This window comes from Bdellovibrio sp. HCB-110 (genome assembly GCF_047323225.1).
In the GTDB taxonomy this organism is placed as follows: domain Bacteria; phylum Bdellovibrionota; class Bdellovibrionia; order Bdellovibrionales; family Bdellovibrionaceae; genus Bdellovibrio.
This window is the reverse complement of record NZ_CP178750.1, coordinates 1,593,834-1,606,767: the sequence shown is the minus strand read 5'-3', so window position 1 is coordinate 1,606,767 and position 12,934 is coordinate 1,593,834. Positions and strand designations below refer to the sequence as shown.

The following is a 12,934-nucleotide window of genomic DNA, read 5'->3' as shown; positions in this document are numbered from 1 at the left end:
CTATTCTTCCTTCGCAGCCGGAGCTACGATTTCTGCTGAAGCAATTTGCAAATGAATCAAATCAAGTTGCACGGCAAACATCGCCTGATCCAACGTTCTGGTCGCGGTGCGGAAATCCGTCAATGCCGCCTGCACGTCGATATTGCGCGCCAGACCGCGACGGTAATCACGTTGCATGACTTGATAGTTTTTTTCTGCAAGAGCCGTGGATTTTTTCAAAGCTTCCACTTGTTTTTGCCTTGTCTGGAAAATGTCGTAATAAGAGGTGATCTCTTGATTGGCTTGACGACGAAGACGGGTCAAGTTCAGATCCGCTTCCATTCTTTTGGAAGCCGCCTCACGCACTTTACTTTGCGTTGAGCCACCCTCAAACAAAGGCAACGTCAAACGAAATTGCAGATCCCAATTGAGATCCTCGGTGAAACCTTCTGGACGCTTGAAATAATAATTCCCTGTTAAATCCAAAGAAGGCCAATGGGCTCCTTTAGCAATAGAGACTTCTTCTTCCATCGCGCTAAATTGTTCTCGGGCCGCTTTGACATCATGACGATCTTCCACACGCTTAAGATACTCCGCCAAGGGAGCCACTTTCGCACTGCCTGCCAAATTTGGATCATTCAAAACTTCCTGAGCAGAAAGACCGGTGATGAAAGCGAACTTTTCTCTCGCCATTGTCAACTGACCCCGACTGAGCTGAGCTTCTGCTCGCAACGCAGCTTCCGTAGATTGAGCTGCGAGAACCTCGTTGGCGTTGGACTCTCCACGACGGGCCCGGGTCTGCAATTCGCCGACACGTTCTTCATAAAGTTTCACTTGCACGTCCAAGTTTTTAAGATCTCGCTCTAATGTCAGGACGCTGAGATAAGCAACAGCAACCTCTTCATAGAGTTGAACCAAGGCAAGGTTGCGGATCTCTTCCTGAGAAGACACCAAGTCTTTTTGTTGGCGAAGGCCTGCGAATTCACGCAGCCCCCGGAATAAAACTTGGTTGGCGGAAAGATTGATCGTCGTCTGCTTATCCGGAAAAAACTCTCGCGCCACGGGATCTGAAGGTCTCGGCTGAATCAAGTGAGTCGCATTTAGTGCCAGTTGCGGAAACAATCCGCCCTTCACTTGCGACACCCGTTCTTGAGCTTGAAGAACTCGTTGATTATTCAATCCGACCGTTTCATTTTTTTGCAAAGCTGATTGGAAGGCTTCCTGCAAAGTGGCGGCGGCAGCGGGTTTAAAGGAAAGGACACATACACAAAGAAGTAACAACATTGATTTTGTACGCATGCTGTATTCTTACTTAGGTCTGTAAATTTTCAAATCAAAGATTTTTAACACGATAAAAAGATTGATCGCGTTACGAACGATTGAACTCCCAAACTTAGGGAGCGCAAAGTCAAAGAGACGTCGATGCTGTCGGTTCAGAAAACAAACGACTCTTAATTTCATGTGTCGTCACGGAACCAAGGTCCTTTGTGATCTCCTTAGACACGCTTTGGCGGAGTTTCTTTGAAAACACCCCTCTCATACGTCCCAAAAAATGAGGGTCCGCAAAAAGTATTACGTCGTCAAAGGATCCTTGCTGCCTTGCGTGCTCCAAAAACTCGGCAATTCTTTTTGCAAATTCTTGAGCGACCCGCTCGGTGGGTGATTGAGCCGTCACCAAACGCGTTCCTCCGTAGGACATGATACTGGTAAAAACTCCGGGCTTATCGGCATTAATATCTTGAGCTTTGAGACGACCCCGAGGATTTTCCAACTTGGTGACATATTCCACCTGACTGTCTTTTTTGTTCGCGTATTCAAATATTTTGGCTTCAGTTCGGCTGGCAACAACTATCCAGGTTTTCATGTTCATCCTCTCTTGCGTAAGTTGAGGGATCTTCTTCCACTATACGAAGCTTTGCTGAATCCCTCAAGATGACCCCTCACACTGGACTGTTAAATGACGTTTTGAGTTCACTCTTCATTCGCGAGATTATGAATAACTGAGCAGAGAAAGCGGAGGCACTATGATTGAAAAACTGAATCACGAAGATCTGTTACGTCTCACCTCTGTCCAGGATGGGCCTTGTATTTCAATTTATATTCCCGCTATGCCTGAAAAAACTTTACAGCTAGAGTATGAAGCTCTCGTGCGCAGAGCGACTCACCTGCTTTCTTTCGATCCTCGCGAAGAGTTGCGTGAAAATTTGTTAGAGACTCTCTACAATTTCAATCCTGCAGAACACTTTTCATCGCGGGAACAAGGTCTTGCCCTCTTTGTTAACAAGCATTGGAATAGTTATTTTTTAGCAGGCCACGAACTTCCCTCGAAAGTCGTCGTCGCCGAAACTTTTCACTTAAAACCCTTGATTGAAGACTTGCAAGGTTCCCATATTTACCGTGTGCTTGTGATCTCCGCCGAAGAAGCGTTGCTTTTAAACTGTGACGGCAATACCGGCTCCGAGTCCCACACGTTCCTTTTTCATCAAGGTCAGCACAGCAATAGCATTCACTGGAAACACCAAGATGAATCTGAAACCGCACAAATTCCCCATCTTAAATCCTCTTTGCGAGGTCGCGGTACCAATGACAGCCAGTTCAAACGTAAATCCGGCGTTAAACTCTTTCTAAGATGGATTGAAGCTAAGATCAGCAAGGAGGAGGCTTATAAGACTTTGCCACTTTTTGTCTTTACCAATGACACGTTATTCAACGCTTATAAAGAAGTGAGTACGCATCCCTCTCCCGTGCTTTGCAAGATTGATCCGACCAAAGGAATTCCACGCATGGAGGCGTTAATCCATCAGGCCGGTTTGCATATTCAAAATAATATCAGCAAACACAAAAATCTTTCGACTCTGGAAATGGAAGAACTTGCCCGTCAGAAAAAAGTGATCGACGATTTGGTGAAAATCTCAAGAGCCGCTTTAAATGGTAAAGTGAAAACCCTTTTCCTTCGCGACAACAGTGAAATCTGGGGACAGCTACATCGAAAAAGCAGCCAAATCACTTTCCATGAAAAACAAATAAACTCCAAGGACGATGACATCCTGGATGACATCGCCTGTGAAGTGATTCGTCACGGAGGCGAGGTCGTTGTCCTGAATGATAAGGACATGCCAACGAGGTCTCCGGCTGCCGCGATCTTAAATGCATAGCTTTTTATTCAGCTACGCAAGTCGTGCTTCCACCTTATACTTCATCCTGTTATGTCCCGCACATAACAGTTGGAGATTTTCAGCCTGATTATCTCCGCCTGCCCAAACTGGTTGGATGTGATCTACTTGGAGTTGCCATCGTGAAGAACATTTCTTTCCGGTCTTCTTGTCAATATGCTGACAGCACCGATCTCGCTGAAAAATCGTTCGACGTAACGGCAGCGGAATATATTTCCTTTGGTTGAAAATGAATTCATTAGTATACCCAGCCTTCGCTAAATCAGAAATACCTGCCTCTTCGATGTTTTCCGGTCTTTCAACTTTTTGAAGTCTCGCTTCGTCCGTAGCTTTACAATCAAACGAATGTCCGCCAACAGCATTCTTCTTTCTTTCCTTTTTTAAAGATTGAAGCGATTTCTGCTGAATAACTTTCTCCGCCACAAACTCAAGAACTTGATCCCAACTTCCATTTGGCAGTGAATGTGACAACAGCGTCCGCATCTCTTCCATCTTCTGCCACTGGTCTCTTGTGAAACTCACCTCAAAACGAATAGATTCATCAGCTTGATACTGGATCTTAGGAGCCTGCTTGATTTCAATATTAAGAGCACGAGCCACCAAAACTTCTGATTCTTGATAAGACTTTCCAACCAGCTCATTAAGAATGCCTTTCTTTGTTTCCAAAGGAATCTTTAAATGAGCTTCCTTTTGATTCTGACGAATAGCTTTCTGAAGCAAACTGACCTGCGAAAGATTCAAACTTCCAGACTCCAGACTTTCCGCGACTTCGGGAATATCCCGTGACAATCTAGCCGCATCAATTCTTCTTTGCGCACTTCCCGCAGAATAACCAAGATATTTTGTAAGGTAATCAAAAAGACTCGGATAGGCTTTAGATAGATAAAGTTTTCTACGATCCACTTCAGCGATGTGCGCAAGAATATCCGCAAGCACTTCTCGTTCCTTTTGCACCAAACACTTCAAACTCTGCTCAAGATTTTCATCAGATAGAAACTTAATATTCATCTCTCACCTCTTAGTGAAAGTGATATATCACGGGTTTTAAATACGCATTTTCTGGCATTTTCAAAATGAACAGCTAATCTCAAAACTACTTTGACCATGCCTTAATACGTCGGGAATTGACCTATAAAAAGAGTTCATTGATTAAACAAGAAGCTTCTCGTTTACAAAATACAAATACAATAATGGGCAAATTTAAGAGAGAAAAATCACGTCAAGAACAAAAGCACTTAAATAAAATTGTAATACAAACAACGCACCGCCAAGACCTGGGATGATTTTCTGGTTAGCTATCATCACTGCTGGTAAATAATTCTTTAGCACGTCAGTATCTTTTTACTGCCAAATGGAAGTAGAAGGCTAAGTTCAAAAAATTAAAATCTCCTCCACTGCTTTCTCCTGACGAGCACGATGCTCGTCAGGAAGGCCTTCTCATGGATGGAGGTAGAACTTGCTACTGTCACCGCTGATAAAAACACTCACTGCCAAATGGAAGTGATTTGTGACTAATTCCACTATCTCCCATGAAGACTATAAAAGATCAGCCCCTGTCCCAAAGAAGCTTGGGCTGTTTCGACTTTGGGAATTTTTAAGGCCTGCATATAACCCAGAACTAAAGCCAAGTTGGAAATGTCGGAAACCCGATAGTCGCTGTCAATTTCAGAGTCTTTTAGATGAACTCTTTGTTTCAAGGTCTGATCCAACTCTACTTGAGTAAATTCTTTGGCTTCTTTGTTCACCTGCCTTTGCACAGACATCGAAAGGACACCGCCAACACCAATCCAACGGGATTTCACAGCTTCTTTTTTAAAGAAGGTAGGAACATTCAAATAAGCGTGATTTTTTGCCAATTGCAAAGCAGCTTCCCTTTGCGCGCCAATAGGATTTGGTGAAGAAAAACTTTTGGGACTTTTGAATTGCAGAACTTCTAAAATTTGATTCTTAAAAGTCACCGACGCAAGGTTTCCCTGAAAGACATGCACTTTCCCCTGACGACGGGCGTACATCTGCATAGAGCCGCCGCCGATATCCCAAACAATGATAGGATCATTGATGGAGACCTTCTTTTGCGCCAAAGCCGACCAAAATCCCAGCTCCGCTTCTCTTTCTTGAGAAATCACATTCACAGGGATTTGAATTTCTGTGGAAATCTTTTTTGCAACCTCAGAACCATTCTTAGCCACTCGAAAAACGGAGGTGGCTACAGCATAGATCTTACCAACACCAAGGTCTTTCATCTTTTTAACAAGGCTTTGAAAACGCGGAAGAGCCTCATTGACTACACTGGAAGGGATCTCTTTCGTTTCAGATTTTTCTAAAGCTTCATTCAAAGCCAAGGGCAATCGCTCTTCGTAAATCACTTCAACTATCTGCTTTTTACATACATCAACAATCGCAGCAAAGGCTTTGGTCGTTCCCGAGCCAAAATCCAAGGCTCCATGTTTTTCCTGGCAGTCTTTGGCAAAACTGACACTGCTCAGAAAAACAAAACTCCCAACTAACAATACCGATTTCATCATTTTTCACTGCCCCAAGGTTCATCTGCACGTTCCAAATAATGATTTTCTTTTTGGAACATTTTTTCAAGATCATCTCGCGCTTGTTTTGTTTTTGCGATCATTTCGTCTGGGTTATCCCTTGTTTGATGCAAATCCTTGAGCATTTCTAAATTGTGATCACGAAAAATATTCGCAGCCACAACACTTTGATAAGCCGGCCATCCTAAATAGCGCAAAACCGCAGATCCCATACGCAAGGAGGATTCAAATGTTTCCCGCTCAATGATTTCCACCTTGCGATCCATAAGGGCATACACATGAGCGACATTTCGAGCTCTAGCAAAAATACGTAAATGCGGAAAAGTCTCTTTCGCCAAATCAATGAGCTTAAGACTGTCATCGACATTATCAATTGCCACTACGAGAATCTGCGCTTGATGAGCCCCTGCAGATTCTAAAAGATCCATACGGGTCGCATCGCCATAATAAACTTTAAAACCAAAACGACGAAGCATTTCAATCTGACTGGGCTCATGATCCAAAACCGTGGCCTTCACACGGTTGGCATAAAGAAGACGACCGACAATCTGACCGAAGCGACCGAAGCCTGCTATGATCACGGGATTGTTTTCATTTTCAATTTTATCGTCTTCCATTTGTTCCTGTCGATCAAAGAACTGCATAAAGATCTTGTCATAGAAAAGAACCGATAAGGGAGTCAGTAACATTGAAAGAGCCACAATGGCCACCAATGTTCCCGCAAAATCGACAGTTAAGATGCGCAATTCCTGAGCGGCGCCAATAAGAACGAAGGCAAACTCTCCGACTTGTGAAAGAAGTATCGCAAAGAACGGAAGTTGTTTTCTTGGAACTTTAAAAAGAACTCCCAAAGCTAAGTGAATGGCTGTCTTGGCAAAAAACACCAACAAAACAAGCCCCAAAAAAGTACCGGGACTCTGAAGAACTTTGACAAGATTCACTGACATGCCGACAGAGATAAAAAACAACCCCATCAACAAACCTTTAAAAGGTTCAATGTCCGTTTCCAAAGCGTGACGATATTCACTGTCTGCCAAAAGCACACCTGCCATAAAAGCCCCCAAAGCCATGGACACTCCGAGTTGCTCCATCACAAATGACATTCCCACGACCAGAAACAACGCAAAGGCCGTAAAAATCTCGCGCAAGTGTTGAGCCGCGATCCAACGAAGTAAAGGACGTAAAAGCATGCGCCCCCCAACAACCATCAGAAGAAGCACGCCAATAACACGCAATACGCCTATCCAAGGTGTGATTTCTTGAGCCTCGGCCACTTGGGAAGACACAGCCATCAAAGGCAGAATGGCAATCATCGGAATAACGGCGATGTCCTGAAAGAGCAAAATGGAAAAGGCCGATCGTCCGGAGCTTGTTCCTAAAAGTCTTCTTTCGCCGAGCAACTGCAAACCCATCGCCGTGGAGGAAAGCGCAAAAGCCATTCCGATCAACGCCGACACCGCCGCTGTTTGTGCGAACAAAGCATAGACACCAAAACCAATCACCAAACTTCCGACAAGAACTTGCAATCCGCCCAAACCAAAAATGGAAATACGCATTTCCCAAAGTTTTTTAGGCTCCAGTTCCAAACCAATGATAAACATCAGCAAGACCACTCCGAATTCAGAAATATGCATGGTGTCTTCAACTCGTTTGATTAAACCCAAGCCAAATGGACCGATAATCAAACCAGCCAAAAGATATCCCAGCACCGAACCAAAACCCAAACGTTTGCAAACGGGAACGCAGATCAATGCCGCAACAAGAAAAATTAAAATGTAATACAAGCCGCTGGATTCCACTAGGGACCTTCCGATTTTTCTGAGGGTAAGGAGCAACAATAGGTCATTAAGGTCTGGCGTACTTTTTCCGCATGCAGCCGCACTTCATCCTGCGTGGCCCGGCCGGTTGCACGCATCACCAAAGGTGGTAACCAATTCATCCCGCACACTTGGGCCGTTTGTTGATACGGCGGGAAGTAAGTGTTGATGTCCACCGAAGAGTTTCCTGGATCTCCCAAGCCCCCCGTGGTGATAGACAAAAGAAAATCTTTTCCCTGAAGTCTTGAACCATCGGGACCGTAAGCAAAATCACGGCGTAGAACTTCATCACACCACAGCTTCATTAAAGGCGGCATACTGAACCAATAAAAGGGATGCTGCCACACTACAATGTCGTGCTCCAAGAGCAACTCTTGTTCCCGTGCGACCTTGATATGGAAGTACGGATACTCTTCATAGAGATCGTGAACGTGCACATTATCAAGTCCCTGCAAAGCATCCATGATGGTGCGATTGACTCGGGATTTTTTCGAAAATGGATGAGCAAAAAGAACAAGAGCTTTTTTCATGGGTCCATCCTAGCCCACAGCCAAGTCGGGGTCAAATGGGGCAAGCGTCCCTAAGACCCAAGGGCATATTTCCCCTCGACACGTCCTCAACGGTTCCTGCCTTTTCTCTCGCCGTGGCACTGTTCCTGCTTCAATCATATCAGTGCTTACCAACATTCACACACAAGGAGTGAAACCATGGAAACAACACCCAACGATTTCCGAAACAATCTTGGCGACATAAAAGAGAATGTAAAAAAGAACGTGAAGCAGGAACTCCACAATCGCGGCTGGGATGATCGCTATCATGCCGTGCAAGACAAAGCGCGTGTGGCTATCGACACTTCCGAAGAATTTGTGAAAACTCATCCGTACTATACAATTCTCGGAGCAGCGGCCGTAGGTTTCGTTGCGGGAATGTTGATTCGTCGCAATCACTAGATTTTTTAACAACTGGGAGGAATCTTAACTAAGGTCCTCCCCACCCCGAGGAGTCGCCCATGCAATGGCTAGCAATGTTCGCTTCTTTTATCGTCGGTCGCCTCAACGCCAAAGCCCGAGGTCTTCGCGAAACTGCTGAAGAAGTCTTTGATGAAGTCAGTCGAAAAAGTCGCAAAGTCGTGAGTCTGACTTTAACGGGTTTGTGCGCCGTCATTTTGTTTTGCGGAGGATTTTTTATTTCGCTACTCGATAGCACGACACAGTATGACCGTACTGGTGGCATTGCTTGGACGGCAACATTAAGTGCTGGCATCGGCTTGATTGCGGTGGCCGCTATCACGTTCGCTTACGTTTTCTTGCGCGCTTGGCCCGGAGCCCGTCATGTCCATCATCAAACCCACCATCGCCGTTTTGAAACACCTCGCCCATCTTCATCTTTGGAAAACGCCTTGGCCACTTTGGTCATGGATTTCGTCAGAGAAAGAGAAACGCGACGTACAGCGCGGGAAAGACGACAAGCGGCTACTCCTCCCGGTGGTGAAAGATTCTGGCGACGAGAAAAACGCGCAGAACGTGCCGACAAGGAGAGTCCCAGCTCACCGCTTCACTGAAAGCGATGATGAGTCTTTCGATACAAGGTTTTACGGTCAATGCCTAGATCCTTGGCTGTTTTCTCTCGAACGCCCTTATTCACTTGTAGGGCGTATTCGATATATTGTTGAGTCATCTCCTCTAACGACAGAAGACGGCCTTCTTTTTGACAAAGACGCTCGAAAATAGACTCAAGGAGCGGTGTTTTTCTTTGTCCGACTTCAAGATCCATCGAAGAAATTTCATTTTTCGAACTTAACACCACCGCACGCTCAATGGCGTTTTCCAATTCCCGCACATTACCCCACCACATTTGCGACAATAAAAAAGCCGCGACGTCAGGGGAAAACTTCTTTTCCGCTGAGTGATGCTTTAAAGAATATTTCTTGAGGAAGTAGTTTGCCAAAGGAAGAATGTCTTCCGTTCGCTCCCGCAAAGGGGGAATGGCAATAGGCACGACATTCAAACGAAAATAAAGATCCTCGCGAAATTTCTTTTGTTGAACATCCTCCGTCAAATCATTGTGAGTCGCCGCCAAAATTCTAATATTCAATGGTCGATAGTGATTCTCTCCGACTCGTTTTACTTTCTTTTCCTGTAAAACGCGCAAAAGTTTTGCCTGAAGATGTAAATCAAGATCGCCGATTTCGTCTAAGAATAGAGTGCCGCCATTGGCTTCTTCAAAGAGACCGGGTCTAGCAGACATAGCTCCCGTAAATGCCCCCCGCGCGTATCCAAACAATTCAGATTCCAAAAGTTGATCGGGAATGGCCGAGCAATTTATCGGCACAAAAGTTTCCCGGCTTCGTGAACTTAAATCGTGAATCATACGAGCTACAATTTCTTTGCCTGTGCCACTTTCACCTGTAATCAGAACATTGGCGGAACTGGCAGCTACACGCCGAGCGACATTGAGCACTTCTTGAAAACGAGGACTTTGTGCAATGATATTTAAATCACTCACAAAAGTCCCCCAGCATGACCGACTTGAGAAGAAGGCTCTCGCCACTCGCACCAATTTTGTTCCGGCACAATACGACCTTCTTCGATAAAATCCAAAACTTCAGCAATGGATTTCCCCACTCCGGCAGCAGAGGCCGGATTCTGTCCCGTCACCAGACGCCCACTTTTTACAACGTGTCCGGCAAAACGCGGTGACGACGTATGATGTGCGCCACGTTCTTCAAGTCTTGTCTGCAACAAGAACGGAACAGCTCTTTCCATTCCCACTGTTTCTTCTTCTTCATTGGTAAAACACGACACCTCGTGACCTTTAACTAAATAAGCTCCGTCAGAAAGACGGACATTCACGAGGGCCGCGGCACCATGGCAGACAGAGCCGACGACGCCATTGTTTTCAAAAATTTCCGTCGCCAGTTTCTGCAATTGAAGATTTTCCGGGAAATCGAACATCGCACCGTGGCCGCCGGCAAAATATATGGCGCAGTAATCTTTGCCGCGCACTTGCCAAGGCGTTTGCGTGTTTTCAATTTTACTTAAAAACTCCTCATCATTCATCCACGTGGCATTCAGAGGATCATCCATCATCACGCCATCCAAAGGGACCTTTCCTCCCCGAGGACTGATCATATCAATGTCATAACCTAGGCGAGCAAGTTCGTCATAGGGATGCGTGATCTCTGAAAGATAGGCACCTGTTTTGTGTCCGGTGTCTCCCAATTGATCAGAGCTGGTGAGAACAAAAAGTATCTTCTTACTTCGCATAAAAAGTCCTCCTTGCAGACATATATCAGCATCGCTCACCGGCCAGCGGAACTCAAATTTTCAGAGGAGAACTGCAAATCAACAGTTAGATATCAAAGAATTTTTTAAGATCTTCATTCGACATAAGACCAACAGCCACTTCGCCATCTTCACGCTGTAACGTCGGCACGGAAGCCGTGCCCAGATGTTCCCATTCTCTTTGCCAACGATCAGCGATGCTTTCACTTGCCTTATCAATGGTCAAATCCGGCATTCCCAACTCTCGAGCTAAATTCACTAAAAGTGTCTCGTTGGAAATGTCTTCGCCATTCACCCAAAACTCTCGTGCGAGAGTGTGACGATAGACGAGTGCCAACATGGGATCTCTTTGCTGAGCAGAAATCACATATTGAATCGCTCTCAGCGTGTTCGGCTTTCCTAGAGGGAACGAAATATCTAATTCCGGAGCCAAGCTTTTCACCATCACGACTTCTTTTTCCAGAGCACGACTTAAAGAGTAATTGGCGATCTCCATGGGCACAGGAAGCTCTCCCGCGTGCTGAACTCCTCTCCATTCGACCAGAGAAGTGAGACGTAAAGCCACGAGTCTTTCCTCTAAAGCGTAGCAAAAGGGGCAATTCAAGTCGGAATAAAGGTTCGCTCGGTATCGCATTTCGCCTCCCTCTAAAGTCTAGATTAACTCACGAGTACGTCAAGTCCTCGGCAGAGACTCCGATCTGATTTGCGACACATCAAAATCACTTTCCGGAGTCCTTTATGACGATGAAAATCATGTCCTTTGTCGCTGCTTTATTTTTCGTTATACCCGCGTTGGCACAAACTTCGCCCCCAACAGCAGATCTTTCAAAATATGATTATGTTGACCCAAAAAGAGAAATTCCCACAAAGGCTTTGGAAAAGGCTCTGACTTATTACGACGTCTACTACAATAAAATCTCGAATAAAAATTATCTCACTGTGATTGATTTCACACAAAGCTCTAACAATAAACGCATGTACGTGGTGGACATGAAGTCGGGCGTTGTGACACGTTATTTGGTGGCTCACGGCAAGGGTTCTGATCCAAGCCATACGGGAATGGCTAAGAAATTTTCCAATATCGAAGGATCTAACATGTCCTCCATCGGTATGTACGTGACTGGTGGCGAGTACAGTGGTAAACATGGCCGCTCAATGCGCCTCGTGGGTTTGGAAAAAACCAACGATCAAGCAATGGATCGCGCCATTGTTGTGCATGGAGCCTGGTACGTCGACCCGCAATACAAGCCCTTGGGTCGCAGTCAGGGCTGCCCCGCTGTAGAGCAAAAGTACATCAACACTGTGGTGTCTCAGCTTAAAGGCGGCAGCGTTTACTACATTTGGGCGGGACAAAACTAGTTAGGAATTTTCGTGGAGCTTTTGTATCAGGATGAACATTTTATTGCCGTGAATAAACCTTCAGGCTTCCATGTTCATCCTCACGAAAATCCCGAGCATCGTGTTTCTCGAGATAAAATCTGTCTCTATCATGCGCGAAAAATGATGAAACAACACGTCTTCCCCGTGCACCGTTTGGATGCGGGTACCAGTGGCGTTTTACTTTTCGCTCTTTCTTCTGCCTCAGCGGGAAAACTCTGCAAACTCTTTACCGAGCGCAACACTCAGAAAACTTACCAGGCCGTGGTGCGTGGTTACGTTAAGGAATCCGGAGTCATCGAACTGCCTTTGGAATTGGATTCTACGGGGGACTTGGTCGATGCAAAAACCAGCTTCCGACGCTTAGGCACCGTGGAATTTCCTGTGGCTGTCGGGAAAAAATTTCCTACGGCTCGCTATTCGTGGGTGGAGGTCACTCCTCACACCGGGCGCTACCATCAGATCCGCCGTCATTTTAATCGCATCTCGCACCCTCTGTTGGGGGATGCTGTTCATGGCGATTCCCATCACAACCGTTTCTTTAGAAACCATATAGGAATCGCAGGGTTGTGCCTGCAAGCGCAGCGCTTGGAATTCGTTCACCCGTGGAGCGGGGAAAACGTTTCCATTGAGGCTCCGGCTTGTGAGAAGTGGAAGAAAATTCAACTTTTGTTTAATCCCGCAGAAGCCCCAACGACGCCCCTGAATTCCCTTTGACCTCTTTCTGAAGCGGGCGTAGATATGGTCCCCGTTTCAGAGGT

14 protein-coding genes are annotated in these 12,934 nt (G+C 45.7%); 5 read left to right on the top strand and 9 right to left on the bottom strand.

Annotated features, from left to right (window positions below; genetic code table 11):
• Together ACL934_RS07685 and ACL934_RS07680 are read right to left on the bottom strand one after the other, a co-directional pair.
• On the bottom strand, positions 1-1,278 hold the full coding sequence (locus tag ACL934_RS07685; protein ID WP_374079543.1) for a TolC family protein: 1,278 nt from the start codon (positions 1,276-1,278) through the stop codon (positions 1-3).
• Positions 1,279-1,387: 109 nt separating this feature from the next.
• Positions 1,388-1,843 carry a host attachment protein gene (locus ACL934_RS07680; protein WP_374079540.1) on the bottom strand — a complete coding sequence of 152 codons (456 nt, stop codon included), beginning with the start codon at positions 1,841-1,843 and terminating at the stop codon, positions 1,388-1,390.
• Between the two features lie 160 nt (positions 1,844-2,003).
• On the opposite strand from ACL934_RS07680, the gene ACL934_RS07675 reads away from it, so the two are divergent.
• The gene (locus tag ACL934_RS07675) at positions 2,004-3,134 is read left to right on the top strand and encodes a hypothetical protein (RefSeq protein ID WP_374079538.1); all 1,131 of its coding nucleotides are present in this window, start codon (positions 2,004-2,006) and stop codon (positions 3,132-3,134) included.
• Between the two features lie 12 nt (positions 3,135-3,146).
• On the opposite strand, the gene ACL934_RS07670 is transcribed toward ACL934_RS07675, so the two are convergent.
• From ACL934_RS07670 to ACL934_RS07655, 4 genes are all read right to left on the bottom strand, one after another.
• Positions 3,147-4,160 (bottom strand): HNH endonuclease, encoded by a 1,014-nt coding sequence (locus ACL934_RS07670; protein WP_374079535.1) that lies wholly within the window; start codon positions 4,158-4,160, stop codon positions 3,147-3,149.
• 512 nt (positions 4,161-4,672) lie between these two features.
• Positions 4,673-5,677 (bottom strand): Ppx/GppA phosphatase family protein, encoded by a 1,005-nt coding sequence (locus tag ACL934_RS07665; RefSeq protein ID WP_374079532.1) that lies wholly within the window; start codon positions 5,675-5,677, stop codon positions 4,673-4,675.
• Entirely contained in the window at positions 5,674-7,494 is a 1,821-nt protein-coding gene (gene kefC, locus ACL934_RS07660; RefSeq protein ID WP_374079530.1) for a glutathione-regulated potassium-efflux system protein KefC, read from the bottom strand. Before kefC ends, ACL934_RS07665 begins: the two co-directional genes overlap by 4 nt.
• Positions 7,494-8,042: an NAD(P)H-dependent oxidoreductase gene (locus ACL934_RS07655; protein WP_374079528.1), complete on the bottom strand. Its 549-nt coding sequence runs from the start codon at positions 8,040-8,042 to the stop codon at positions 7,494-7,496. The genes kefC and ACL934_RS07655 overlap by 1 nt, the downstream gene beginning before the upstream one ends.
• Before the next feature lie 177 nt (positions 8,043-8,219).
• Here ACL934_RS07655 and ACL934_RS07650 point away from each other — a divergent pair, with 177 nt between their 5' ends.
• The gene (locus ACL934_RS07650; protein WP_374079526.1) at positions 8,220-8,462 is read left to right on the top strand and encodes a DUF883 family protein; all 243 of its coding nucleotides are present in this window, start codon (positions 8,220-8,222) and stop codon (positions 8,460-8,462) included.
• Between the two features lie 59 nt (positions 8,463-8,521).
• Positions 8,522-9,073 carry a hypothetical protein gene (locus ACL934_RS07645; protein ID WP_374079524.1) on the top strand — a complete coding sequence of 184 codons (552 nt, stop codon included), beginning with the start codon at positions 8,522-8,524 and terminating at the stop codon, positions 9,071-9,073.
• Here ACL934_RS07645 and ACL934_RS07640 read toward each other — a convergent pair.
• The 3 genes from ACL934_RS07640 to ACL934_RS07630 all read right to left on the bottom strand — a co-directional run bounded on the left by ACL934_RS07640 (position 9,067) and on the right by ACL934_RS07630 (position 11,430).
• Complete coding sequence (locus ACL934_RS07640) at positions 9,067-10,017, bottom strand: sigma-54 interaction domain-containing protein (protein WP_374079522.1); 951 nt, start codon at positions 10,015-10,017, stop codon at positions 9,067-9,069. The genes ACL934_RS07645 and ACL934_RS07640 overlap by 7 nt on opposite strands.
• On the bottom strand, positions 10,014-10,778 hold the full coding sequence (locus tag ACL934_RS07635; RefSeq protein WP_374079519.1) for a type 1 glutamine amidotransferase domain-containing protein: 765 nt from the start codon (positions 10,776-10,778) through the stop codon (positions 10,014-10,016). Before ACL934_RS07635 ends, ACL934_RS07640 begins: the two co-directional genes overlap by 4 nt.
• An 85-nt stretch (positions 10,779-10,863) precedes the next feature.
• On the bottom strand, positions 10,864-11,430 hold the full coding sequence (locus ACL934_RS07630) for a DsbA family protein (protein ID WP_413613278.1): 567 nt from the start codon (positions 11,428-11,430) through the stop codon (positions 10,864-10,866).
• Between the two features lie 104 nt (positions 11,431-11,534).
• Between ACL934_RS07630 and ACL934_RS07625 the strand changes: the two genes are divergently transcribed.
• Entirely contained in the window at positions 11,535-12,155 is a 621-nt protein-coding gene (locus tag ACL934_RS07625; protein ID WP_374079515.1) for a murein L,D-transpeptidase catalytic domain family protein, read from the top strand.
• 12 nt (positions 12,156-12,167) lie between these two features.
• Entirely contained in the window at positions 12,168-12,890 is a 723-nt protein-coding gene (locus tag ACL934_RS07620) for a pseudouridine synthase (RefSeq protein ID WP_374079513.1), read from the top strand.
• The last annotated feature ends 44 nt before the right edge of the window (positions 12,891-12,934 follow it).